The organism is Nonomuraea sp. NPDC005730 (assembly GCF_040630865.1).
Taxonomy (GTDB): Bacteria; Actinomycetota; Actinomycetes; order Streptosporangiales; family Streptosporangiaceae; genus Nonomuraea.
Genome location: NZ_JBEXYK010000012.1, coordinates 132,105 through 156,554 on the forward strand (window position 1 = coordinate 132,105; position 24,450 = coordinate 156,554).

Below are 24,450 nucleotides of genomic sequence, written 5' to 3' on the forward strand. Positions count from 1 at the left end.
GATGGGCTTTCCCAACGGTTTCCTCTGGGGTACGGCGACCGCCGCCCACCAGGTCGAAGGAAACAACGTCAACAGCGACTTCTGGGTGCTGGAGAACACCGCAGGAACGATCTTCGCCGAGCCCAGCGGCGACGCCTGCGACCACTACCGGCTCTACCGCCAGGACATCGCCCTGCTGGCCGAGCTGGGACTGACCAGCTACCGCTTCTCCCTCGAGTGGGCCAGGGTGGAACCCGAGCCGGGCAGATACTCCCGGGCGGCCCTGGCCCACTACCGCGACGTGCTGGACGCCTGCCACGAGCACGGCCTGACCCCGATGGTCACGCTGCACCACTTCACCAGTCCGCGCTGGCTGATGAGGCTCGGCGGCTGGAGTGCCCCCGGCACCCCCGAGCGCTTCGCGGCCTACTGCCGCACGGTCATGGCCGAACTCGGCCCGCTCATCCCCTACGTGTGCACGATCAACGAGGCCAACATCGGCCCCGTCGTACGCCAGGTCGCCGGCGACCTGTTCGACCTGGCCCCAGCCGGGCTCGGCGCCTGGATGGCCGCCGCCGCCCACGACCTGGGCACCACCCCCGACCGGGTCAAACCGTTCCTGTTCGCCTACGGCCAGGCCGCCAACGAGGTGATCATGCGGGCGCACACGGCCGCCCGCGCCGAGATCAGGAAAGTCAGCCCGGACACCCGCATCGGCCTCACCCTCGCCCTGCAGGACTACCACCCCGAGCCGGGAGGGCAGGAGCGGGCACGGCAGATGTGGCGCGAGACCTTCGAGGACTTCCTGCCCGCCCTCGACGGCGACGACTTTCTCGGCGTGCAGAGCTACAGCCGCATGCGCGTCGGCCCCGACGGCCTCCTGCCGGTGCCCGACGGAGCCGAGGTGACCCAGATGGGCTACGAATTCCATCCGCGGTCGCTGGAAAACGTCATCCGCGACGCGGCCGTCGCCGGCCTGCCGGTGATCGTCACCGAGAACGGCATCGCCACCGCCGACGACACCCGCCGCACCGAGTACGTCCGCCAGGCCCTGGAAGGCGTACGGCGCTGCCTGGCCGACGGCATCGACGTGGGCGGCTACTACTACTGGTCGGCGCTGGACAACTTCGAGTGGATGCTCGGCTACGCCCCGACCTTCGGCCTCATCGCCGTCGACCGTGACACCCAGACCCGCACCGTCAAGGACAGCGCGCGCCACCTCGGCGCGCTCGCTCGCACGAACGGGGAGGCCCTGTGACGGCATGCCTGGCCGGCCGCCGCCCCTACCTGTCCGCCGCCCCGATCCGGCATCCGTGACCAGCTCGTGGGGATCGGCCCGGCCACCTCTGCCCTTTCTGTGGCCGTGATCACAGAACTGGCCGATCGGTCAGGATTTGACCGATCGGTCATGTACTGTGACGCACATGGCGCGCAACAGCTCCGGCTTCCGCAGAGAGATCCTCGAAACGGCGTCACGGTTGTTCGCCGCCACCGGCTTCAAAGCCACCTCGCTGCAGGACATCGCCGGTGAGGTCGACTGCTCCAAGGCGGCGTTGCTGTACCACTTCAACGGCAAGGACGCGATCCTCACCGAACTGCTGATCCCTGCGGCGGAGGCGCTCGCCGGGCTCGACGCGCGGCTGTCCGAACTGGAAGGCGAGGATGCCGTCCTCCCGGCCGTCGAGGGTTTCGTCGACCTCATGCTTCGATTCCGGCGCGAGCTCAAGATCATCTATGACGACCTTCCCGAGATGCTCCGCCATCCGGCACTGGCCGGGCTGCCGGACAAGATCGACCGGCTGGTCGACGCGTTCGCCGGCCGCTCCACCGATCCCAAGGCTCGCGTGGCCGCGCTGATGGTGCTCGGGGCCGTGCCCATCGTCGGCGTGAGCCCGATCCCGCTGCCGGATGACGAACTGCGCGCCGTCACCGTCCGCCGCGCGCTGCGCACCCTTGACCATGATCCCAACTGCCCCTGAGAGGGACCACCGTTCCATGGCAACACTGCTCTACCGGCTCGGCCGCGCATCCTTCCGTCACCGGCGGCTCGTGCTCGCCCTGTGGATCGCCGTACTGGCGGCCCTCGGCGCGTCGGCCGCGGCGTTCAACGGCCCGACGGCCGGCAACTTCACCATCCCGGGAACCGAGTCCCAGCGCGCCCTGGACGCCCTGGCCGAACAGTTCCCGCAGGCCGCGGGAGCCACCGGCACGATCGTGGTCGCCGCCCCCGACGGCCAGGCGCTGACCTCGGCCGACAACCGGGCCGCGGTGCAGGCACTCACCAAGGAGGCCGCCGCGCTGCCGGGCGTGGTCGCGGCCCTCGACCCCTTCCAGGTCGGCTCCGTCTCCCAGGACGGCCGCTACGCCCTGGTGCAGGTGCAGTTCGCCGAGTCCGGCGACAAGGTGACCGCCGCCCAACGCACCGCATACGGGAACAGCGGAAAGAGCGCGCAGGCGGCCGGTCTGCGGGTGGAGCACGGCGGCGAGGTGATGACGGCCGAGCCGGAGATCGGCGGGACCGAGGGCCTGGGCGTCGCCGTGGCGGCCGTCGTTCTCCTCATCACCTTCGGCTCGCTCGTGGCCGCGGGGATGACCCTGCTCACCGCGCTCATCGGCGTCGGCGCGGGCATGGCCGGGCTTTTCGCCCTGAGCAGCACCGTCGAGTTGACCAGCACCGCCCCGGTCCTCGCCCTCATGCTCGGCCTGGCCGTCGGCATCGACTATTCGCTCTTCATCACCTCCCGCCACCGGCAGAACCTGCTTGACGGGCTCGCCCCGGAGGACGCCGCCGCCCGCGCCGTGGGCACCGCGGGCTCGGCCGTCGTGTTCGCCGGGGCCACGGTGGTGATCGCCCTCGCGGGCCTTGCCGTGGTCGGTATCCCGTTCCTCACCGTGATGGGCCTGGCCGCCTCGGCCACCGTCGCCGTCGCCGTGCTCGTCGCCATCACCCTCCAGCCCGCCCTGCTCGGCTTCGCCGGACTCCGGGTACTGCCCCGCAAGCAGCGGGGGACCGCTCACGACCCCGCCGCGACGCGCCCCGGTCTCGGGTTCCGCTGGGCGTACGTCGTGACCCGCTTGCGGGTGCCGTTCATCGTGGCTGGTGTGCTCCTCCTGGGCGGCCTGGCCGTACCGGCCGCGCAGATGCGCCTCGCGCTGCCCGACGCCGGAACGGCGGCGCAGGGCACCACGGCCCGTCAGGCGTACGACCTCATCAGCGAGGGTTTCGGGCCCGGCTTCAACGGCCGGCTGGCCGCGGTCGTCACCGGCGACTCCGCCGAGGCCACGACCCGTGCCGCGAAGGAGGCCGCCGCCGCGATCCAGGCCACCAAGGGAGTGCTGGCGGTCACGTCGCCGCAGCTCAACGCCTCCGGCACGACCGCCCTGCTGGCCGTCGTCCCGGCCACCGGCCCCACCGACGAGGCCACCGAGACCCTCGTCCACGACATCCGCACCAAGGTCGCGGACATCGGCGACGTCTCCCTGACCGGCCAGACCGCGATCGGCATCGACGTCTCCGAGAAGCTGTCCGACGCGCTGCCCGTCTACCTGCTGCTCGTGGCGGGCCTGTCGGTGCTGCTGCTGATGCTGGTCTTCCGTTCCATCCTGGTCCCGGTCAAGGCCGCGCTCGGCTTCCTGCTCACCGTGGGCGCCACCTTCGGCGTCACCGTCGCGGTCTTCCAGCAGGGATCGCTGAGCGGCCTGCTCGGCGTCGACACTCCCGGGCCGCTGGTCAGCTTCCTGCCCATCCTGATGATCGGCATCCTGTTCGGCCTGGCCATGGATTACCAGGTCTTCCTGGTCTCCCGGATGCGCGAGGACTTCGTCCACGGCGACACCGCACGCCAGGCGACGATCTCCGGGATGGGACACGGCGCCCGCGTCGTCACCGCCGCCGCGCTCATCATGATCTCGGTCTTCGGCGGGTTCGTGCTCATGGACGACCCCATCATCAAGTCCATGGGCTTCGCCCTGGCCCTCGGCGTGGCCGTCGACGCCTTCGTGGTGAGGATGACCATCGTGCCGGCCGTGATGTCGCTGCTGGACGACCGCGCCTGGTGGCTGCCCCGGTGGCTCGCGCGCGTACTGCCCGACGTCGACATCGAGGGCGAGCGGCTGCGCGAGCACCTCGACCACGCGACCCCGGACGCCGCCGCCAAGGTCTGAACACCCGAAGGTGTACGGCGACATCGCAGCCGGTCGGCATCCTCCTCCCGAACGTGTCCCTGGCCCCAAACTAAGCCGATCTGCGCAGGTCAACCGGCTTCCGAGAAGATCGTGTTCTCAGGAGCGGAGACGGTCACGACTTTGAGAACGCGCACAGCTGAGAGGCAGAACCCCAGCTCGGCACCTCTGTGAGCAGGGCTATGTCGCTAGTTGGCGGCTGGGGCCACCTCCGAGAGAAGGACGCCGACCACCGCAGGCCGGGGGAAGACTGACGAGTTCCAGGCCGTGAACGCCGGGGAACACCGCCAGACCTTGCCCGGCGAGTCCAAGGGAGGGCCAGTGGCCGTGACCGACACCACGGACACCACTCGCGTGCACGTCTGCGTGGAGGAGGTGGTCCGCCTCCTGAACGACGCGGAGGGCTAAGCGTTCGTGTCAGTGGATGAGAAGTTGGCCTATCTGGAGGACCGGGCTCAGCTGCTTCACCAGTTGGTCGACGTCTTCGGTGACGAGCGCGGCCGCTACGTCGCCCAGGACGCCGATGACCGCGCCGAACGACGTAACGGCCGTACTTCGCCGCCTCTGGGTCGCTCAGAAAGTCGACAGGCATATACGCAACGTATGACTCAACAGACACAGCGTCATCAGAGCGACACAACCGTTACCAAGTGCTACCTACCGTGACAGTCGGTAGATCATGTCGCGCTGTGAACCGAACGGAATCGGCGCGGGCCGCGTTCGGAGGCAGGGAAACGCTCAGCTCGCTGACCAGCGGGAACCCCGTTAACGCCGGATCCGGTTCCGAATCTCTCTGCCCCCGAGACCCGTCCACTCCGCGCACGAGTGGCCAGGAGCACGTGCGAGACTGCGACCCTGAGATGCTCGGCGATGTGATCTTCACCATGTCATTCATGGCGGTTGCGTCCACGGGAGTAGTGTACGAGTTTGACCTGGTCACAAGCGTGGCGGCCGTGAACTGGAGACGGCCGTCGCGTGATCCTTCGAGTGCGAACAACGAAGGAGATCAAGGCGATGGCCGCAGACAACAGTGTGACGCCCGATCAATGACTGGCGAAGCAGATCCAGACCGATGAGCCCGACGTGTTGCGATCCATGGTCAGGACCATGGCCGAGGCGTTGATGTCGCCGAGGCCGACACCTCCGCTGGCGGTCGGCCCGCATCGGCAGCCTGAGCTCCTTACCCAACCCGGTGATCGCGGAGAGCACGGTGCGCAAATGGCGTGCGGCTTTCGCCCGAGGTGGGCTGGAGGCGCTGGCCGACGAGGTACGCACGGGCCGACCCAAGGCGGAGCTGACGGTGTCGGAGGCCGAGCGGGCGGTGCTGCAGCGATGGGCTCGGCGGGCCAAGTCCGCGCAGGTCCTGGCGATGCGCGCGAAGATCGTGCTCGGATGTGCAGACGGTAAGGACAACAAACAAATCGCTGCTGAGCTGCGAGTGCATCCGGACACGGTCTCCAAATGGCGACAGCGGTTCCTGCGCCTGCGACTGGACGGGCTGATCGATGAGGCACGCCCGGGCCGCCCACCGTCGATCAGTCTGGACCAGGTCGAGCAGGTGGTGGTGGCCACGCTGGAGGAGACACCGGCCGGCGCCACGCACTGGACCCGTGCCTCGATGGCGCGGCGCAGCGGACTGTCGGAGTCGACCATCGGCCGGATCTGGCGGGCCTTCGACCTCAAGCCGCACCGCACGACGACGTTCAAGCTGTCGACCGATCCACTGTTCGTGGAGAAGGTCGTCGACGTGGTCGGGCTGTATCACGACCCGCCGGAACGCGCGGTGGTGCTGTGTGTGGATGAGAAGTCGCAGATCCAGGCGCTTGATCGGTCGCAGCCGGTGCTGCCGATGATGCCGGGCATGCCCGAGCGGCGCACCCACGACTACGTTCGTCATGGCATCACCAGCCTGTTCGCCGCCTTCAACAGCGCCGACGGAAGCGTCATCGGCGAACTGCACCGCCAGCATCGCGCCGCCGAGTTCAAGAAGTTCCTGATCACCATCGACAAGACCGTGCCGGCCGAGCTGGACATCCACCTGGTCTGCGACAACTACGGCACGCACAAGACACCGGCGATCAGGGCCTGGCTGGCCCGCCATCCCCGCTTCCACATGCACTTCACTCCGACCGGCTCCTCCTGGATCAACCAGGTCGAGCGCTGGTTCGGCTACCTGACCGACCAGCTCATCCGCCGAGGAGTGCACAAGAGCGTCCAGGCGCTGGAAGACGACATCCGCGCCTGGATGGACCGCTGGAACGCCGATCCCAAGCCCTTCGTCTGGACCAAGACCGCCGAGGAGATCCTCTAAATATTGCCGACGAATTTCAGGCGGATGACACTAGCTGGCGCCGCTCCTCAGCAACGCCATCAACTGGCCGGTCGCGGCGCGGGCGCGGGTGGCGATCTCGTCGTCGTCCGGCCGCCGGACGCCGTGGAGCGCGTCCTCGAACAGGTCCCTGCCGAGCATCGCGACGAACGTCGACGCCATCTCGCGCGGCTCGGCGACCGTCCAGCCCTCGCTCGGGGCCCAGTGGCCGAGGTAGCGCGCGAGGACGCCGACCCTGACCTCCATGACCTGGCGGTAGCGCGGCCCCAGCTCAGGGAAGCGCGGGGCGTCGCGCGTCACCACCCGGTAGAGCGCGAGCTCGGTCGGCGAGAGCACCCTGCTCAGGTAGTCGATGCCCGCCATCGGCAGCGCGACCCGCGGCGGCTCGGACAGCCATGGCAGGTCGGCGTGCTCGCCCTCCGGCCCCTCGGGAGCCGAGCAGGCGTCGTGGATGACGGCGCTGAACAGCTCGTCCTTTCCGTCGAAGTGGCGGTAGACGGTCTTGATCGACACGCCCGCGGCCTCGGCGATGCGGTGCATCGAGGTCTCGGCGTAGCCCGTGTCGAGGAACGCCTCGCGCGCGGCGTTGACGATCGCCGTGCGTTTGCGCTGCATGAGCCGCGCCTTGGGGTTGTCGTCGGACCAGCTTCGCAAAGGACCTCTCCGTACGGGCGGTGTTTGACACCAGCATACGACAACGCTCATTGTTGCACGTACGACAACGGCCGTTGTCGTTTGCCGACCCCGCTGGGAGAGACCCATGATCGCGCGCTGGACCGAAGACGACATCCCCGACCAGACCGGGAGGGTCGCGGTCGTCACCGGCGCGAGCAGCGGCCTCGGCCTGGCCACCACCAGGGCGCTGGCCCGCAAGGGCGCCCGCGTGATCCTCGCCGTACGCGACGAGGCCAAGGGGCGCCGCGCGGTCGCGGAGCTGGGGGGACCGGGCTCCGCGCTGGACGTGCACCGCCTCGACCTGACCGACCCCGGCTCGGTGCGGGCGTTCGCCGAGCGCCTCCACGCCGACCTCGGCCGCCTCGACATGCTGGTCAACAACGCGGGCCTGATGGCGCCGCCGCGCACGCTCACCGCCGAGGGCCACGAGCTGCAGTTCGCCGCCAACCATCTCGGCCACTTCGCGCTCACCGGCCTGCTGCTCGACCTCCTCGCCAAGGGCGACGCCCCCCGGGTCGTCACGGTCACCTCGGCCAACCACCGGCAGGGGAAGATCTTCTTCGACGACCTGACCGGCGAGCGCGCGTACTCGCCGATGCGGTTCTACAACCAGTCCAAGTTGGCCAACGCCGTCTTCGGGCTGGAACTGCACCGGCGGCTCGCGCGGGCGGGCAGCCCGGTGCGCAGCGTGCTCGCCCATCCGGGCTACGCCTCCACCAACCTTCAGACCAGCGCACCGGTCGGCCTGGTGAAGCTGCTGTTCGGCCACCTTCTCGCGCCCCTCGCCCAGTCTCCCGCGCAGGGCGCGCTCCCCCAGCTCCACGCGGCCACCGCACCCGGCGTCGAGGGCGGCGAGTTCATCGGCCCCGGCGGCATGGCCGAGCTCCGGGGCGCTCCCGAGCGGGTCCGGCCGGCCCCCGCCGCCGCCGACCCCGAGACGGGCCGACGGCTGTGGGAGCTGTCAGAACGCCTGACGGGTGTGCGGTTCCCCGTCTGAGCCGTCCCTAGCTGTACTGACCTGGCCGGCCAGGGCCTCGGTGATCGTGCAGGTGTTCTGCGCGGCGACGCGGGCCGGCATACGGACGTTAGCCGCGCCGGCAGTGCGCTTATCGACGTGCCAGAAGATCGCCCGCTCAACCGAGGGCGCCGGCGGGCGGCTGACCGGCCTGGGCGGTGCTTTTCGGTGGAGCCTTGCTCGATGGCCAGGGGGGCAAACCAAGTAAGGTCGAAGGCGGCAATAAGCCCTGCCTGCCAGTCGGCAATGTGTGGGAATGTCCATTTCCGAGAGTTGAGAACCCGTCACCGACCAGGGCGCTGACCAGTCCGACCTTTGGGGCTTATCTTGTCTGCCCCCCAGCTTGCCTTCTGGCGCTCTGGCATGGTTACCGCATGGCCACCACGCCGGCACTCGTTCGAACATAGAGCACGCCGTCTCCGGGCAACACCGCCAGACCATGTTCGTGGTACTGGTCGCCGAAGTCGTCGACGTAGCAGGGATGCAGGATCTCCTCGCCGATCTCGGCGGTCCAGCGCTGTTCCCCGGTGACGGTGTCGAATGCGGACACCGTGCCCGCAGAAGTCGCGACGTACACGGCCCTGCCGGCCACCACCGGCGAGCCCGCGCACGAGCCGAACGAACGGATCCAACGCGGACGCCCGGTTGCGATATCGACGGCATGCAGACGAGCACTGTCCTGTTCGGGCGGTGTGTCACGAAGGATCTCCACCACATAGACCGTCCCGTCCGACACCGCCACCGCCGAGTCCACCTCATTGTCACGCCCCGGATCGGGCAGATAACCCCAGATCTGCTCTCCGGTCTGTGGATCAAGGCCCACGATCTGCGCCGTCCAGTCTTCCTCCGCGCGATAGACGGGCATCCACACCCGTTCCTCGGCCAGGACCGCATGCGCCTGAGCGAAGTAGACGACCTGCTCGTCGTCGTGGGAGCTTTCTTCGTCCTCTTCGTCCTCGTCCAGAGAATCGCCCGGAAAGGTGATATCACCGTCCCCGACGGAGGTCAGCAGCTCCCCCCTGTTCACATCGAACACGTCCACGCCGGTATGGGTATGGTGCGGTTCATTACCGAGTGCCGCGTAGGCGATACCGGCCTCAGAAATCGCCGGGCTCGTCTGCACCCAGCCGGTCGCTTCTCTTGTCCGCCACCGCGGCTTCAGGTCGGGCAGGCCGAAAGCGCATACTTCCTCCAGCGTGTGGAGCAGCAGGAGGTCACCAATCACCGTTGGACAACCGTCATGATCCAGCTTCCGCACAAGCTCTCCGGTTCGGAGATCGAAGATCGCGCATTCTCCGATCTCATACTGCACGAAGATCCAGGAATTCCAGACAGCGGGCGCCGTCAGGATCTCAGCCGAACCGTCCCTACCGTTCTCCCCAAGCGCCCCTCGCCAGCGCACCTCACCGGTCCTGGCATCGAACGCGTGAACCGCTCCAGACACATCGGCGGCAACGAGCGTGTCGCCCACGAGCACCGGAGACGCCACCACGGGGGCGTCCGTTCGCGCGATCCAGGCGACCTGCGCCCCGTCAGGTACGCCAGAGGCTCGATACGCACCGCTGCGCCCATCGTTCCCAAAATGCGGTGTGACCGTCATGCCACTCCATCATCAGTAGCCGGCAAGATCACCAAGCGTAGTCCCATCACGCGCCATGGAACCGGGCGAGCCAGAAACATGCGCCTAGGGTGCGTATCGGGTCGTGATCAACCGGTGCTCCGGGTGAGGTCCTTGACCCAGATCATCGAGGCGCGCGGATGAAGGCCGGCGAGGTAGCTGCACGGGGTCTTGTCGTATCGACCGAAGGTCTCGACACACGCGCTGGACGCCCGTACCGGTAGGAGACGATGGACCACCCCGGCCGGTGACGCCGACCCGGATCTCGGCCTGACGGCCGGCCAGGGCCGCCTCTTTGTGGTCACCTCCGCCGGCATCGTCAGCGCCCTTGACCCCGCCACCGGCGCGAAACGGTGGTACACGCCGGTGGGCGGCGTCATCGCCGTGGGCCCCGCCGTGCACGACGGCGTCGTGTACGTCTCAACGGCCGGTGGCACCGTCCACGCTCTGGACGGCGCCACCGGCGCGCGCAGATGGCACATGAACACCGGCGACGCGCCGGATGAGGGCGCCATCGTCGGGAACGCCCTCATCCACGCCAACGGTCTCCTTTACACCGGCGGCGGCGGCAACGTGTACGCCCTGCGCCCCTGAGACCGTCCGAACCCCTGCCTCCGGTGGGCTCGGCCAGAGCCTTGCCGACGCTCTGGCCGGCGAGTCCTCGGGCGACCTGCCGGCCCGGATGAAGCGATCCGGCTTCCCCACTTCCGTGATCGCCGTCCTGGAAGGCCGTGGAGCACGATGCGGCAAGGCTGGTCACCCTCTGGGCCCCACGCGCCTGACCTGCGCGGCTTCCGTCTGTGGACGCAGAGGCCGGCCTCCCTGTGCCCGGACGGCATCGGCCTGCCGGCGACGTCACCGGCGCCCGGAAGGAGTCGCCCTCGCGGGGGGGCAGTGGTCAAGCGCTCGTGATGCGCACGAGCTGTCAGCTGGTCGATGATCTCGGCGGTTGAGCTGGTCTCGCAGAGGAGACGGGAATCCTTCAACGCCGTTGGGCGCTCTCGGCATCTCGACTCTCATACACGAGACGAATAGTTGTCATGCGAAATGCGCGATTCCGGTCGGAAGCCTTACCGGTTAGCCTGACTCGAAACACCGGAGTTTCGGCGTCAGGATCTGTTCATGCATTCATCAGCGCAAGAAGAGCTGTATCTGGCCGCGAGCAAAGTCCCCTGGGTTCCGCAGGGGGATGGCATCCATTTCAAACCCCTGCGTATCGATCGCAGCGCCGGACGCTGGATCAACCTGCTCAGGGTCCAACGCGCGGGCCGGGTCAACCGGCACCGACACCTGGGGCCGGTCGAGGCCTACGTCCTCGAGGGATCCTGGCGTTACCTTGAGCGAGACTGGGTCGCGAAGGCCGGGGACTTCGTGTTCGAGGCCGATGACGACATCCACACACTGGAAGTCGTCGGAGACGCAGAAATGATCACCCTGTTCTCCATCCACGGGCCGTTCGAATATCTGGACGACCAGGACAACGTCATCGGCACCGAAACGGCCGACAGCAAACTGGATCGCTACGTACGGCATTGCGAGCAGTTCGGTATCGAACTCGCTCCCATCATCTTCTAGGCGTTCCGATGAGAAACGACGACAATCCTTTCTCGCTGCACGGGCAGACAGCGGTGATCACCGGAGCGGGCAGCGGGATCGGGTATTCCGTCGCACTGGCCCTGGCCGAAGCGGGCGCGGACCTGGTCGCCGCCTCGGACCGCGAGAACCTCGACGACATCCGCGACCACGCCGAGAAACTGGGCCGCACCGTGCATACCGCGGTGTTCGACGTCGCCGACGCGCAGCAGATGCAGAGCGCGGTGAGCGAGTTCGCCGAGGACGTCGACATTCTGGTCAACAACGCCGGGATCATCAGACGGGCGCCGGCGGAGCGGTTCACCGACGGCGACTGGCAGGACGTGCTGGAGGTGAATCTCAGCGCGGCCTTCCGGATCTGCCGCCTGATCGGTCCCGGGATGTTGCGCCGGGGACAGGGGAAGATCATCAACATCGCGTCGTTGCTCGCGTTCCAGGGGGGACTCAACGTCGCCTCCTACGCGGCCAGCAAGCATGGGCTGGCCGGCCTCACCAAGGCGCTCGCGAACGAATGGGGCAAGTACAACGTGCAGGCGAACGCGATCGCGCCCGGTTACATCATCACGGACACCACCAAGGAGCTCCAGGACGACGGCATACGCTCCCGGCAGATCCTGGATCGCATTCCGGCAGGCCGCTGGGGCAGGGCCGACGACATCGCCGGGGCCGCGGTCTTCCTCGCCTCAAGGGCCTCCGACTACGTGAACGGCCATGTCCTCGTCGTGGACGGCGGATGGCTGAGTCGCTGAAGCACACAAGGAGAAGAACGAGAGTATGACGATTCATCGCTACACCGACCGGGTCGTCCTGATCACCGGCAGCGGTTCCGGTATCGGCAGGAACCTGGCAGAACGTTTCGCCGCCGAGGGGGCCACCGTGGCGGTGGCCGACATCAACGGTGATGCCGCGAGCGAGGCAGCGAAGGCGATCAGCGACTTGGGGCACCGGGCCCAGGCCTTCACCGTGGACGTCTCCGACACGGTTTCCGTGCACGGTCTGATCGAAGAGGTCGAGTTCGCTCTTGGCGGGATCGACGTCCTGATCAACAACGCGGCGTCCACGCTGGATCTGCCGTTTCTGGACCTGTCCGAGCGCGAGTGGGATCTCGATGTGGGTGTCACCCTCAAGGGGCCGTTCCTCTGCTCGCAGGCCGTGCTTCCCTGCATGCTGCAGCGCGAGGGCGGAGTGATCCTCAACATCGGCTCGGTGAACGGGTTCTCGTACTTCGGGAACGATCTCTACAGCGCCGCCAAGGCCGGACTGCTCAGCCTCACCAGGGCTCTGGCGGTGCGTTACGGGCCGCGCGGGATACGCGTCAACCTCATCGCCCCCGGAACGATCCGGACCCCGTTCTGGGACGGCCGCCTGGCGAAGGACCCTGCCGTTCACCAGCGGCTGGCTCGCTGGTATCCGCTCGGCCGGATCGGTGAACCGGACGACGTGGCGGACGCGGCGCTGTTCCTGGCCTCGAGCGCGGCCTCGTGGATCACCGGCACGGCGCTGACGGTGGACGGCGGTCTTCTGGCGGGCAATGCCGTGATGACCGCCGACATTCTCGGCGAGGAGTACTGAGGTTCAGGTTCGCGGCGGATGTGTGCCATCGGGCAGCGGCTCGCGGCTGAGCGCGTCCAGCATGAGCCGACTGGCCGTGGACAGAGGCCGGTCGGCCGGCCAGTGCACCGCGACCTGACGGGGAGCGGCTCCGGCGAGTCGCCTGAGCCGGACACCGTTCGTGTCGGAGCAGTGGCCGGCAAGAAGATTCGTCACCCCGATCCCGAGCCCGGTACGCACCATGGCGATCAGCGTTTGCGGCTGGTTGGTCATGAGTACGGGTTCGATGTCATGGCCGACCTGGGAAAAGGCCGCATAGGTCTCCAAGTTCCCGGATTCGGGAAGGTCTGACCTCCCGATGGTGATCAGCGGCTCGCGGGTGAGGATCTCCAGGGGCAGATCGCCCGGGTGGTCGGCCAGCGGGTGCCGCTCGGGGATGACCGCGACGAGCGGCTCCTCCCAGAGCAGCACGCGCTCGGTGCTTCCCTCCGGCAGTACCGGCATGACCGGCCGCACGGCGATGTCCACACTCCCCGACAACAGATCGGCGCCGAGCTCCAGGGTCGACTCCTCCACGAGGACCACCTGCACTCCCGGGTGCCGGCGCTGGAACTCGATCAGCAGCTTCGGCAGGAAGAGCGCGCTCGCGCTCGGGTAGCAGCCGAGGGTGACCAGGCCGCGGCTGGCCTCGCGGAACTTGTCCATCTCACCTTCGCAGCGGTGAATGGCGGCCACCACCTCTCGGGCGTGCGCGGCGAACGCCCGGCCGGCGTCGGTCAACGCCACCGGCCGCCGACGGCGGTCCAGAAGCTGGAGCCCCACGGCGCGTTCCAGCGCCGCGACGTGGGTGCTCACGCGGGGCTGTGAACGGTGAGTCGTGGCCGCGGCTGCGCTGAAGCTTCCCGAGTCGACGATGGCGAGGAAGGACACGAGCCATTCGGGGCGGACGTCATTGATCAACATGGCCACTACCAACGGATGTTCGAGCGCGGGGACTCACCGAAGTGTTTCACATGGATGCAGGTGCGCTTGCGGCGCTGTACGCGGAGCGTGTCGACTGGCGTTTCAAGGGCCTGCCCGCCACGGCGCAGGGGCGGAGCGTGGGCGAGCTCGCCGAGGCCCGCCTCGACCTGTTCCAGGCCGGCTTCACGACGCCGGTGCTGACCCTGTCACGCGCGGCAGTCGAGCACAACATCGCCGTGCTCGCCCGGTTCGCGGCCGAGCATGGCTTTGACCTGGCTCCGCACGGCAAGACGTCCATGGCGCCGCAGTTGTTCGCCCGCCAGGCCGCCCACGGCGCGTGGGGGATGACCGCCGCCACGATCACGCAGGTGCGGGCCTGTCGTGCCTTCGGGATCTCACGGATCTTCCTCGCGAACGAGCTGGTCAACGCCGCCGCGCTCTCCTGGATCGCGACGGAGCTCGCCGCCGATCCCGGCTTCGTCTTCGTCTGCTGTGTGGATTCCGTGCGCGGGGTCGCCCTGATGGACGAGGTGCTGCGCTCGCGACCACGCTCGCGACCGCTGGACGTCGTCGTGGAATTCGGCACGGCGGGCGGCCGCGCGGGCTGTCGTACCGTGGCGGAAGCCAGAGGGGTGGCGGACGCGGTCGCGGAGAGCGCGGCCTTGCGCCTCGTCGGCGTGTCCGGCTACGAAGGCATCGTGGCGCACGAGGCCACACCGGCCGCCCTGCGTAGCATCAGGCACTACCTGCGAACCCTCGGCGGGCTCACCCGGCAGTTCGATGCCGAAGGCCGGTTCGAGCAGGCGGAGGAGATCGTGGTGAGTGCGGGCGGGAGCGCGTACTTCGACATCGTGGCCGAGGAACTGGCCGGGCCGTGGCTCCTGTCCCAGCCGACGCGCGTCCTGCTGCGCAGCGGCGCATATGTGACCCATGACGACGGCTTCTATGCCGGGGTCGGGCCGTCCGCACGCGGCGTGACGGCGGACGCGCTGCGACCCGCGCCGTTGTTGTGGAGCCAGGTGATCTCCCGCCCTGAGCCGGGCCTGGCGCTGCTGGACTTCGGCAAGAGGGACGCTTCCTTCGATGTGGGGCTGCCGGTCCCCCGCGAGATCCGCCGTTCGGATGGCTGCTCGCTGCCGGCCGGGGGGCTGAAGGTCGTATCACTCAACGATCAACACGCCTTTGTCGCCGTCGCGGGAGACACGCAGCTCCAGGTCGGCGACTGGGTGGGCTGCGGCCTCTCGCACCCCTGCACGGTCTTCGACAAGTGGCCTTTGATCCCCGTGGTCGAGGACGGCGTCGTCGTCGACCACATCCGTACGCTGTTCTGAGGTGATGGACTCGTGAACTACACCTTCCGGGGCGCCCGGGTCGTGGACGGCAGCGGCCGGCCCTCATACCGCGCCGACGTCGTCACGAAGGCCGGCGTGATCACCGAAATCACGGAACCCGGGCAGGCAACGGCGGGCGCCGGACGCGTGATGGACGTCGACGGGCTCGTACTGGCGCCGGGTTTCATCGACATGCACGCGCACTCCGACCTCGCCCTCCTCACGGACCCGCATCATGTGGCGAAGGCGGCGCAGGGTGTGACGCTCGAGGTCCTCGGTCAGGACGGCCTCGGCTACGCGCCGGTCGACGACACGACTCTCCGGCAATTGCGGATCCAGCTCGCCGGCTGGAACGGCGATCCAGAAGATCTCGACTGGGACTGGCGCACCGTGGGCGGTTACCTCGACCGGCTGGACGAGGGCATCGCGGTCAACGCCGCCTACCTGGTCCCGCATGGGACGGTGCGCGCGCTCGTCCTCGGCTGGGAGAACCGGCCACCGACCAGCGGCGAACTCGACATGATGCGCGAACTCGTCGCCGAGGGAATGCGGCAGGGAGCCGTCGGCATGTCGTCCGGCCTGACCTACCCGCCCGGCATGTACGCCGACACGGAGGAACTGGTGGAACTGTGCCGCGTGGTCGCGGCCCACGGCGGCTACCACAGCCCGCACCACCGCAGCTACGGCCGGGACGCCCTCGCCGCCTACGCCGAGATGATCGAGGTGTCGCGGCGTTCAAGCTGCCCCCTCCACCTCGCGCACACCATGATGAACTTTCCCGACAACGCCGGACGCGCCGCCGACCTCCTGCGCCTGATCGACGACGCCCTCTCCGACGGCTGCGACATCAGCATGGACAGCTATCCCTACACCGCAGGTTCGACCACTCTTGCCGCGTTGCTGCCGAGCTGGGCGGCCGAGGGCGGTCCGCAGGCGTTGATCGACCGGTTGCAGGACCTCCCGACTCGTATGCGGCTCCGACGGGATCTGGAAGAGCGCGGCTCCGACGGGTGCCACGGCGTACCGGTCGATTGGAGCGCCGTCCGGATCAGCGGTGTCCGGGATCCCGCCAACCAGCCCCACGTGGGCGCCACGCTCGCCGACCTTGCCGCACGGGAGGGACGAGCGGCCGCGGACGTGTACTTCGACCTGCTCGTCCGCGACCGGCTCGGCACCACATGCCTCCAGCACGTAGGGCACGAAGAGAACGTGCGTGCCATCATGCGCCACCCCGCGCACACGGTAGGCAGTGACGGGCTGCTCGCGGGAACTCGGCCGCACCCTCGCGCGTGGGGCACCTTCCCTCGCCTTCTCGGCCGTTACGTCCGTGCACTCAACCTGCTGACGCTGGAGGAATGCGTCGCGAAGATGACGTCACGGCCCGCCCGCCGCCTCGGGCTCGCCACCCGTGGCCTGGTCAAGCCTGGCTACCTGGCCGACCTCGTGCTCTTCGACCCCGAAACGGTCGGCGAGGTGGCGACGTACGACGAACCTCGGCGGCCCCCGCGGGGCATCCCCTTCGTCATGGTGGCCGGCACCTGGGTGATCGATGAGGGTCGGCCCACTGGTGCCCGGCCCGGTCGTTCCGTCCGCCGGCTCCGCTGAGCACCCTCCTTGGCGGCGCGAGACCATCCTGCTGTGGACCGTCGGTTCCTGCGCTGAAGGGCAGGCAGGGCCGTCACGGCTGTGCACGCGAGAAGCGGCCCGGGGTGGTGTGCTCGCCGGCGACGGTCAGCTGACGTGGACGAGGGCAGTGCGCTCCGGGCCGACCAGGAGGAGGCATGAATCCCCTTCGCCGCACAGAACCTCGTCGAGGGGGAACTTCTTGGCGAAGGCGAGTAGGGGTCCGGAAGTGCCGGTGACCCCGTTGGCGATCGTCTCGTAGAGGTCGCGGGCCAGCCAGGAGACGAGTTCGTCGCCGGGGATCTCGGGGGTCGTATCGTCGAATTCCCAGAGCGTGCCAGTGGCCCGGGCCGCTTGGACGATGTTCCGTTCCGACTCGGTCAGCACGGCTTCCAGGGAGGCTGCGTCCAGCGGCCAGAGGACGTCGTCGTCCTCGTCGTCGCCCTCTTCGGCGATCAGCCAGTGCCCGTCTCCTGACCAGCCTGTCCGGAAGGCGTCGTAGGGATCGGAGACGTCGAGATCGACGTCGTGTGTGCCGAAACTCACCTCGAATGACACCGCGTCGGTGTTGTTGACAGTGAGGAATTGCCTCAAAAGCGCCGTGACACCGGCGATTCGGTAATCGGCCTCGATGGGGCCATCGGAGACGATCGGGGCGGAGCCCAGCGACACTCGCCACGTCCTCCTCCACCTGCGCACCAGCAGGTGCAGCTCATCATCAAGGACGGGGCCGCCCGGTTCGGCGGCGGCCTCGATCCGCAGCAGGTCCGTGGCGTCTGCGGCGAGGTAGCCGGCGGCGTATCCGGCCAGTGCCCGGCCTCGCCGGTTCAGGCTGCCGCCGGATTCCAGTGCTCCGACGAGGGACTCGTACGTCTGCTCCGCACCCTTGGCGGGCAGGCCCCAGGACGCGCCCAGGGGGCTGTCGGAGGTCTCGTCCGGGTCATCGATGTCGAACCACTCGACGGCCACCGGGTGGCGCTGCCCACCGGGGCCGATGAAGGTTCCCGGGAACGCCCCGTACTCCGTCACCTCGATCAGGGAAGGCGCGGAGATCCACTCCCCCTCGGGAGCCTCGCCTCCGACAACCGCGAGCCGCCAACCCGGCAGCCACAACCTGAACAGGCACGCCACTGCTTCGAGGGGGTCGACCTGGTGAGGCTGTGCAGCCGTCAACACTCATCTCCGAGGTCCAGGTTAGGGGTCAAGATCAAGAATAGCCGAGACCGGCAGTTTCCCGATCGTTCGTGACCGCAGCCATCACAGAGCCACTTGGCGCCTGGGGGTCATTTCGCCGTCCACCCGGATCTGCATGCCGTACATGATGCGGTGCCGCTCGAGCACGAAGGGAAGCTCTCCACCGAGACCTCCGGTGGCGTGCAGTTCCTCACCCGAGGCGAGCAGCGGTCCAGCCAGCGCGGCCGGCAGGCCGACGCAGACCGGCCGCCACCACGAAGGCGAGAGCACCGATCTGTGGCTGGTCGAGGCCACTCGACGACGTCGGGATCGGGATTGTCGACGTGCAGACGATACACATGGGCATTCCCGCTGCGGGACCGAGGTTGGGGCGCTCAATATCGGCGCCGACCTCCCGTGACGGGGAAGGCTGTGCCTGATGGCCTCGATCGACGAGACTGCCTACCCGCGGTTCAAGCGGACCATCTCCGAGCAGGAACTGCGCGCGGCGTAGCGCGGAGGATGACCGACAGCGACGAGACCGGGCTGCAGCTGTTCCTGGCCCAGAGATGCCGGAGATGTGCTAACTCTCGGGGATGCCCGGCGACGATGATCATTGTTCGAGGCCGTCCGAGGACCACGGCACCGCCGTCACCGCGGTCGCGGTCTCCGCAGACGGACGGCTGGGGGCGACCGGCGCGCGCTCCGGCGAGATCCGGCTGTGGGATCTGCGCCATGGCCTGCTCACCGCCTATGTGGGAGGCCTGCAGGACGGACCCGTGACGAACGCCGCCTTCATCGGCGACGCCAGACGGCCCCAACTGCTCACCACGGACGGACCGGCCTCGCTGTGGACGGTGGCGGCCGAGGCCTTGGAATGGCGACGGCTTCCTTGGGACGGCGGGCGGCTCCTCACATCCGCAGACCGGGATGCGGTGCTCAGGCAGTGCGGAGACTTTCGATGGCCGGGCCTCTTCGGCTTGAGCGATCGGCGTGATCCGGCGGCGCTGGGACGCACCGGCTCCGGACTGATCGTCGTGAGCGGTGACAGAGGACTGATCGAGGCCCGGCGCCGGCCTCCCGGGGAGAGACCGTACGCCGATGCCGAGGTCGTGTGGGCCTTCGGTGGCAAAGACGACGCGGCGGATCAGCGGCTGACGCGCTGTTGCGACCTGTGGCGGCTCATGGTGTCCCCGCGGCGTGGCCGGGTGGTCGTTCTCGATGCGGAGACCGGGATGGTCGTGACCGCGTTCACTCCGCCCGCCCGGCCCACGGCGATCGCGGCGCATCCGGACCGGCCGCTGGTGGTGCTCGGCGGGCGGGACGGTTCGTTGTCGTGGTGGCCGGTACGCCGGACGGGCGGTGCTGGCTGATCGGCGGGCGCGGAGGCCAGGTCCACGTTCTCCACTGGTCCGACCATGCCGGACTCGTACCGCAACGCGTCGGCCGCCCCTCCTGGAAGATGGACGGCGGTGACGTGGAAACCCAGCTCGACGACATCCGCCACCACTGGGACGACGGCACGGCGAGTCTGGCCGCAGTACGTGAGCTGGCCTCGATCGACCTCGACGCGGCCTGGAGCGAGGCGGCCGCGGACGCGCTGGCGGAGCTGATCGTGACCGGTGCGGACCCAGGGGCCCGGGAGGCCGCGGTGATCGCGCTGGCGGAGAACGACGAGGGCGCGGCCACCACCGCCCTCTACCGGATGTTCGATCGCCACGATGATCATGGTTCTGCAGGGCGGTTGCTGGCGCACTTCACCGGCGAGGACGCCCCCACGACGGAGGAGCTCATCGCGAGCCTGCCCGAGATCGGCAACTTCCTCGCCGTGCTCACCTCGGCCGCCTTGGGCGAACGGGGCGCTGCCGCGGTCCCGGCGGTGCACGCGGCGTTCCGCGCCCTTCCCTTCCCGGCCCGGGACGACGCCGACCACTGGTGGCGTGACGAGTCGACCAAGTACCGGCTGATGTACGCCCTCAAGCGGGCCGGTGCGGCCGCAGCCCCCGCGACGCCGACCCTGCTGGCCGTGCTGGAGGACGAGGAGATCCACCGGGACACCCGGCACCAGGCGGAGGCGGCCCTACAGGCGATCGGCCTCCCGGAGACGGCCGACACGATCGCCGCCGAGGTCCGACGGCGGGCCGACCTCGTCGTCCACGGTAAGGACGACGAGACGGAAGGCTTCAGCCTCCTGCTCGAGGTGCTGCTGGGCATGCCGCCCGCGGCCCTGGCGGCTTCCCGCGAGGTCGGACCGGCGCTGAAGGCGGTGCGGCGCCGCTTCGGCGACGGCATCAGGACCTACGAGGAACACGGCGAGTCCCGCGAGTACACCGTGCATGAGATACGACTCGCCGACCTCATCGAGGAGAAGATCGCCGAGCGGATCAAGAAGTGAGCAGCCGGCGGATGGGGAAGACGACCGCGTCGAGCACGCATGACGCCCTGGCGGCCGGCGGCCACGACAAGCTGATCACGGAAAAGGAGTCGGGCGGCGCGGCAGGAGCCGGACGGAAGACACACCCCCGTCGCGATCGCGTCGATGCGGCGTGATGGTGCGGGGGTTGCGTCCACGGAGTGGTGTACGAGTTTGGCCTGGTCACAGGCGTGGCGTCGTGAAATGAAGAAGGCCATCGAGTGATCCTTCGAGGCTGCTGGAGCGCCGCAGGCGGGCCGAGCAGGCGCTGATCAGCGTGGTCGCCACGTCCTACCTGCTCGGCGTCTCCACCCGGCGCGTCGACAAGCCGGTCGAGCCCCGACTGAGTTCAGCAACGGGTGCCGACGGTGGAACGGGATCCTCCGCCTGTCGACGAAGGGCTCGGTCCTGTTCTGGAGCCGTTGCTCGTGCGGGTGCTGAAGAGCTGGATCGCGCCATCCCAAGGTGTCTGCACGAACGCGGCGAGAGCGGCGGCGACAACACCACGGTGATCCGCCACATGCAGTACTTCGGGCCCGGCAAGGCCGATAGCCTGCTGCAGATGCTCGACGACCTGGCCGACCTGTTCGAGCCGAGCGCGGCGTACGGGATCGCGTGCGCGACGTCGTCGGGGACAACCCGGTGGAGTTCGCCGAGGCGTGGCTACCCAACTACCCGGAAGAGAAGTGGATCCACAAGGAGCGCGCGAACGGCTGACCAACGCCATCGAGCGCCGCCGGCGAGACGCCCTAGAACAAAGTTCTTGTCCACGGGGGCGCAAGAACCGCGAAGCGGCTCCGACTCACGGAAGAACGGCACCCGCCAGGGGGCGCCACGCACGAGCACCGAAGGAGACGACGACATGAAGTACATGTTGATCATGCATGCCAACCCGCAGGTCTGGGACGCGCTGACCGAACAGCAGCGCAACGAGGTCATGAGCGGCCACGGCCCGTTCATGGAGAGCATCCAGGAGTCCGGGGAGATGATCGGCACCGTCGCGCTGGCCGGCCCCGCCCAGTCGGCCGTGGTCACGGTCAGGGGCGGCGTCCCCGTCGTGACCGACGGCCCCTACCTGGAGGCCAAGGAGTACCTCGGCGGCTACTACCTGGTGGAATGCGACAGCAGGGAACGCGCCCTGGAGATCGCCGCGCTCATCCCCGACGCCCGCGTCGAGGGCTTGGGCGTCGAAGTGCGACCCGTGGTCTTCTCCGGCTGAGCCCGCCGTGACGTTCCTGCTGAACGTCCATGTGAACGGATCGGGCCCGCCGGGGGAAGGGTTCGGCCATGAGGAGTTCCTGGCCGCGGCGGGGCAGGCAGGGGAACTGATCAGCGCGCAGCTCTTCGCCGATCCGTCCATCAGCGCCGTCGTCCGGTTGCGCGGCGGCGTGGTCACGGCGGCCGAAGGCCCCTACCGGCCGGCCCCCGACCCCGACCACCTGCGCGCCTGGCTGATCACCGTCGCCTCGCGCCGCCTGGTCGACCACGTCCGCAGCGAGCAGGCCCGCCGCCGCGTTCGAAGAAGTCCATGCCGTCCAGTTCGCCCATGTCGAGGCCGCAACCGTTGAGCCGGCCGCGCTGCCGCACACCGCGCCTGAACCAGCCGCCGGCCCTTTCCCAGAACTCTCTGGCGCCGATGTCGAAAACGACACGCGTGCCACGACCCCTTGCCAAGAGGCGCTCCCACCGGGAGCGCCGAAGGCAAGGAGTTGGCATGGGAACGTTGCAGAACAAGTCGGCCCTGGTGACCGGCGGATCGCGGGGAATCGGGCGAGCGATCGTGGTGAGGCTGGCTCGTGAAGGCGCGGCGGTGGTCTTCAGCTACAAGCGCGACCAGGCGGCGGCCGAGGACGTGGTGGCCGAAGTGGCGGCCTTCGGCGGCCGGGCGATCGCGGTGCGAGCGGACCAGGGACGCATGCAGGACCTGAAGCACCTGTTCGGCGAGGTCGACCGGAACCTGACCGGTTTGGACGTGGTGGTCAACAACGCGGCGATCAATCCGATGGGGAACATCTGCGACACCACCGAGAGCGACTTCGACGAGGCGATGACCGTCAACACCAAGGGCCCGTTCTTCGTCATCCAGGCCGCCGCCGAAAGGCTCGGCCAGGGGGGACGGATCATCAACATCTCCTCGACCGGCGCGGTGCCGGGCCTGGCCCTGTACTTCGCCAGCAAGGCGGCACTGGAGTCGATCACCGCCGTCGCCGCCCGCGAGTTCGGCCCGCAGGGCATCACCGTCAACAGCGTGTCCCCGGGCGCCACCGAGACCGACATGATGCGCGCCGCCGCCGGAGAGCATCTGGAGCAGGCCATCGAGCACACCGTGTCCCTGACGCCGCTGCGACGGCTGGGACGCCCGGAGGACATCGCCAACGTCGTGGCCTTCCTGGCCGGGCCCGACTCCCAATGGATCACGGGTCAGAACCTGCGTGTCTCCGGCGGCCTGGTGATCTGACCGGCGGTCGGCGGCGGGCCGGACGAATCACGGGGCCACTGCGCCCGGAACAAGCCCGGCCGGTATCGGCTCCGACTCTGCCTGGTCAGTGCCACCTGGTGACCTGGCCGGCCGACTTGATCGAGAACGGGGTCGCGCTCACCGCCACCGTCGTCGCGGCGGCCGATGTCGACGACCGTCGTGGAGATCTCGCCTGTGGTCGGATCGAGGCCGTACCCCGGAGACGGGGCTGATGTAGCAAGCGAACGACCAGTCCCGCCGAGGAGCGCCGGGTGGGTGCACCTCGCAGTACCCACCGTAGACCCGCACGACAACGACGTGCCACGCGCCTGGCGCACGACCGAGGAAGTCGCAGCCATTCTCACCGTCGACCCGTCAACCCTCCGCCGCTGCGCACGGCGAAGCCGCCCCAGGGACCACCGTTCGTCCGGATCACAACGCGCCTGACCCTCTACGACATGCACGAGCTGCAGCAGTGGCCCGCCGACCACCGCATCGACCCCGGCGAGGTGGCCTGATGGCGTCCCGACCCGTGTTGCCGCCTGTCGGCATCACGCTCGGCGCTTCCATCGCCGCCGCAGGTAACGCTCTCAGCGCCCACCTCTCGGGGGGCTGGTCCTAAACTGAAAGCAGTCCAGATCATCGATCAGGATCGAGCAGTCAACAGAAAAGGCCAGCCGACCTGGGCTTTCACCCAATTTGGCTGGCCTTTCGCAACCGTCGGGACGACAGGATCTGAACCTGCGCCCCCTTGACCCCCCAGAACATGGGTGTACGCGTTTCCGCACGTCAAACGCACTCTCACGGCGAGTTCACCGTTCACCCTCCTGAGGGTTGCGCAAGTGCGAGCATGGCGTGTGGTCCCCAGCGGGTCCCCAACCCCATCCGTTGGCGCCGTGGAGACACTGATATACAACCGCGCGATGCGAAGTTCCTGGTCTTGCGGGTGCCGAATATTCATCCGTGCAGGTCATGGAGGCTCCCCCTAACCGATCGTGACAAGGAAATCGAAATCTTGGTGTTGCGGCACCAGCTGATGGTGACGCAGCGGCAGGTGACCACGCCCGCGTTCACGCCGACTGATCGGTTCCTTCTCGCTGGGCTGCTTCACCGCCTGCCGACGAACAGCCTCCGGCACCTTGGGTTGCTGGTCCGCCCGGACACCGTCCTGCGCTGGCACCGCGATCTGCTGCGGTGCCGTCGCGCCGCGGCCAGCGCGCCTCGCGGGCGTGGACGTCCCTCGTGCTATCCGGTCCATCCGCTTGCTGGTGTTGCGGCTGGCACGGGAGAACGTTCGTGGGGTTACCGGCGCATTCACGGTGAGCTGGCCGCGCTCGGTATCAAGGTTGTTGCTTCCACCGTGTGAGAGATCCGCAAAGCGCACGACATTGATCCGTCTCCCGAGCGGACCGCCGCCGCCTGGGCCGCGTTCCTGCGCAGCCAAGCCGGCGCTCTGCTGGCGTGCGACTGCTTCGAAGTCCGCACCCTGACCGGCGGCCGCCTGTACGTTCTGACGGTCCTAGAACCTTCTGCACGCGCTGCGCGAG

At 68.6% G+C, this 24,450-nt stretch carries 21 protein-coding genes and 2 pseudogenes; 17 read left to right on the plus strand and 6 right to left on the minus strand.

The window, feature by feature from the left end:
- Position 1 precedes the first annotated feature (1 nt).
- The 4 genes and pseudogenes from ABZ444_RS17790 (at position 2) to ABZ444_RS17805 (ending at position 6,500) form a co-directional block, all read left to right on the plus strand.
- Entirely contained in the window at positions 2-1,237 is a 1,236-nt protein-coding gene (locus tag ABZ444_RS17790) for a family 1 glycosylhydrolase (RefSeq protein ID WP_357997466.1), read from the plus strand.
- A gap of 166 nt (positions 1,238-1,403) precedes the next feature.
- A complete protein-coding gene (locus tag ABZ444_RS17795; protein ID WP_357997469.1) occupies positions 1,404-1,958 on the plus strand; it encodes a helix-turn-helix domain-containing protein in 555 nt (184 codons plus the stop codon).
- 16 nt (positions 1,959-1,974) lie between these two features.
- Complete coding sequence (locus ABZ444_RS17800) at positions 1,975-4,143, plus strand: MMPL family transporter (protein WP_357997472.1); 2,169 nt, start codon at positions 1,975-1,977, stop codon at positions 4,141-4,143.
- A gap of 1,273 nt (positions 4,144-5,416) precedes the next feature.
- Positions 5,417-6,500, plus strand: a pseudogene (locus tag ABZ444_RS17805) (IS630 family transposase).
- A gap of 2 nt (positions 6,501-6,502) precedes the next feature.
- On the opposite strand, the gene ABZ444_RS17810 reads toward ABZ444_RS17805, so the two are convergent.
- A complete protein-coding gene (locus ABZ444_RS17810) occupies positions 6,503-7,144 on the minus strand; it encodes a TetR/AcrR family transcriptional regulator (RefSeq protein ID WP_357997475.1) in 642 nt (213 codons plus the stop codon).
- A 106-nt stretch (positions 7,145-7,250) separates the two neighbouring features.
- Here ABZ444_RS17810 and ABZ444_RS17815 point away from each other — a divergent pair, with 106 nt between their 5' ends.
- Positions 7,251-8,162: an oxidoreductase gene (locus tag ABZ444_RS17815; RefSeq protein WP_357997478.1), complete on the plus strand. Its 912-nt coding sequence runs from the start codon at positions 7,251-7,253 to the stop codon at positions 8,160-8,162.
- 385 nt (positions 8,163-8,547) lie between these two features.
- Here ABZ444_RS17815 and ABZ444_RS17820 read toward each other — a convergent pair whose 3' ends face one another.
- Positions 8,548-9,780, minus strand: a complete 1,233-nt coding sequence (locus tag ABZ444_RS17820; RefSeq protein ID WP_357997481.1) for a PQQ-binding-like beta-propeller repeat protein — start codon at positions 9,778-9,780, stop codon at positions 8,548-8,550.
- Positions 9,781-9,969: 189 nt separating this feature from the next.
- Here ABZ444_RS17820 and ABZ444_RS17825 point away from each other — a divergent pair, with 189 nt between their 5' ends.
- The 4 genes from ABZ444_RS17825 to ABZ444_RS17840 all read left to right on the plus strand — a co-directional run bounded on the left by ABZ444_RS17825 (position 9,970) and on the right by ABZ444_RS17840 (position 12,963).
- Positions 9,970-10,392: a PQQ-binding-like beta-propeller repeat protein gene (locus ABZ444_RS17825; protein ID WP_357997484.1), complete on the plus strand. Its 423-nt coding sequence runs from the start codon at positions 9,970-9,972 to the stop codon at positions 10,390-10,392.
- A gap of 528 nt (positions 10,393-10,920) precedes the next feature.
- The gene (locus ABZ444_RS17830) at positions 10,921-11,373 is read left to right on the plus strand and encodes a 2,4'-dihydroxyacetophenone dioxygenase family protein (RefSeq protein ID WP_357997487.1); all 453 of its coding nucleotides are present in this window, start codon (positions 10,921-10,923) and stop codon (positions 11,371-11,373) included.
- An 8-nt stretch (positions 11,374-11,381) separates the two neighbouring features.
- Positions 11,382-12,140, plus strand: a complete 759-nt coding sequence (locus ABZ444_RS17835; RefSeq protein WP_357997489.1) for an SDR family oxidoreductase — start codon at positions 11,382-11,384, stop codon at positions 12,138-12,140.
- A 25-nt stretch (positions 12,141-12,165) separates the two neighbouring features.
- Complete coding sequence (locus ABZ444_RS17840) at positions 12,166-12,963, plus strand: glucose 1-dehydrogenase (protein ID WP_357997492.1); 798 nt, start codon at positions 12,166-12,168, stop codon at positions 12,961-12,963.
- A gap of 3 nt (positions 12,964-12,966) precedes the next feature.
- On the opposite strand, the gene ABZ444_RS17845 is transcribed toward ABZ444_RS17840, so the two are convergent.
- Complete coding sequence (locus ABZ444_RS17845) at positions 12,967-13,905, minus strand: LysR family transcriptional regulator (RefSeq protein WP_357997626.1); 939 nt, start codon at positions 13,903-13,905, stop codon at positions 12,967-12,969.
- 50 nt (positions 13,906-13,955) lie between these two features.
- Between ABZ444_RS17845 and ABZ444_RS17850 the strand changes: the two genes are divergently transcribed.
- Together ABZ444_RS17850 and ABZ444_RS17855 are read left to right on the plus strand one after the other, a co-directional pair.
- The gene (locus ABZ444_RS17850) at positions 13,956-15,236 is read left to right on the plus strand and encodes an amino acid deaminase (RefSeq protein ID WP_357997495.1); all 1,281 of its coding nucleotides are present in this window, start codon (positions 13,956-13,958) and stop codon (positions 15,234-15,236) included.
- A gap of 12 nt (positions 15,237-15,248) precedes the next feature.
- On the plus strand, positions 15,249-16,841 hold the full coding sequence (locus ABZ444_RS17855) for a D-aminoacylase (protein ID WP_357997498.1): 1,593 nt from the start codon (positions 15,249-15,251) through the stop codon (positions 16,839-16,841).
- Positions 16,842-16,967: 126 nt separating this feature from the next.
- Here the strand turns inward: ABZ444_RS17855 and ABZ444_RS17860 are convergent, their stop codons facing one another.
- Together ABZ444_RS17860 and ABZ444_RS17865 are read right to left on the minus strand one after the other, a co-directional pair.
- Positions 16,968-18,032, minus strand: coding sequence for a hypothetical protein (locus ABZ444_RS17860; RefSeq protein ID WP_357997501.1), 1,065 nt, complete (start codon positions 18,030-18,032; stop codon positions 16,968-16,970).
- A gap of 84 nt (positions 18,033-18,116) precedes the next feature.
- Positions 18,117-18,323 carry a hypothetical protein gene (locus tag ABZ444_RS17865; protein WP_357997504.1) on the minus strand — a complete coding sequence of 69 codons (207 nt, stop codon included), beginning with the start codon at positions 18,321-18,323 and terminating at the stop codon, positions 18,117-18,119.
- Between the two features lie 305 nt (positions 18,324-18,628).
- Here ABZ444_RS17865 and ABZ444_RS17870 point away from each other — a divergent pair, with 305 nt between their 5' ends.
- The 6 genes and pseudogenes from ABZ444_RS17870 to ABZ444_RS17895 all read left to right on the plus strand — a co-directional run bounded on the left by ABZ444_RS17870 (position 18,629) and on the right by ABZ444_RS17895 (position 22,903).
- Positions 18,629-19,405 carry a WD40 repeat domain-containing protein gene (locus tag ABZ444_RS17870; protein ID WP_357997507.1) on the plus strand — a complete coding sequence of 259 codons (777 nt, stop codon included), beginning with the start codon at positions 18,629-18,631 and terminating at the stop codon, positions 19,403-19,405.
- A gap of 104 nt (positions 19,406-19,509) precedes the next feature.
- A complete protein-coding gene (locus tag ABZ444_RS17875) occupies positions 19,510-20,427 on the plus strand; it encodes a hypothetical protein (protein WP_357997510.1) in 918 nt (305 codons plus the stop codon).
- Positions 20,428-20,680: 253 nt separating this feature from the next.
- A pseudogene (locus ABZ444_RS17880) lies at positions 20,681-20,782 on the plus strand (transposase); the annotation flags it as partial.
- A 525-nt stretch (positions 20,783-21,307) separates the two neighbouring features.
- The gene (locus tag ABZ444_RS17885) at positions 21,308-21,664 is read left to right on the plus strand and encodes a YciI family protein (RefSeq protein ID WP_357997513.1); all 357 of its coding nucleotides are present in this window, start codon (positions 21,308-21,310) and stop codon (positions 21,662-21,664) included.
- A gap of 7 nt (positions 21,665-21,671) precedes the next feature.
- The gene (locus ABZ444_RS17890; protein WP_357997515.1) at positions 21,672-22,013 is read left to right on the plus strand and encodes a hypothetical protein; all 342 of its coding nucleotides are present in this window, start codon (positions 21,672-21,674) and stop codon (positions 22,011-22,013) included.
- Positions 22,014-22,159: 146 nt separating this feature from the next.
- Positions 22,160-22,903, plus strand: coding sequence for a glucose 1-dehydrogenase (locus ABZ444_RS17895; RefSeq protein WP_357997518.1), 744 nt, complete (start codon positions 22,160-22,162; stop codon positions 22,901-22,903).
- A gap of 985 nt (positions 22,904-23,888) precedes the next feature.
- On the opposite strand, the gene ABZ444_RS17900 is transcribed toward ABZ444_RS17895, so the two are convergent.
- Positions 23,889-24,287 carry a hypothetical protein gene (locus tag ABZ444_RS17900; RefSeq protein WP_357997521.1) on the minus strand — a complete coding sequence of 133 codons (399 nt, stop codon included), beginning with the start codon at positions 24,285-24,287 and terminating at the stop codon, positions 23,889-23,891.
- Positions 24,288-24,450: the final 163 nt, after the last annotated feature.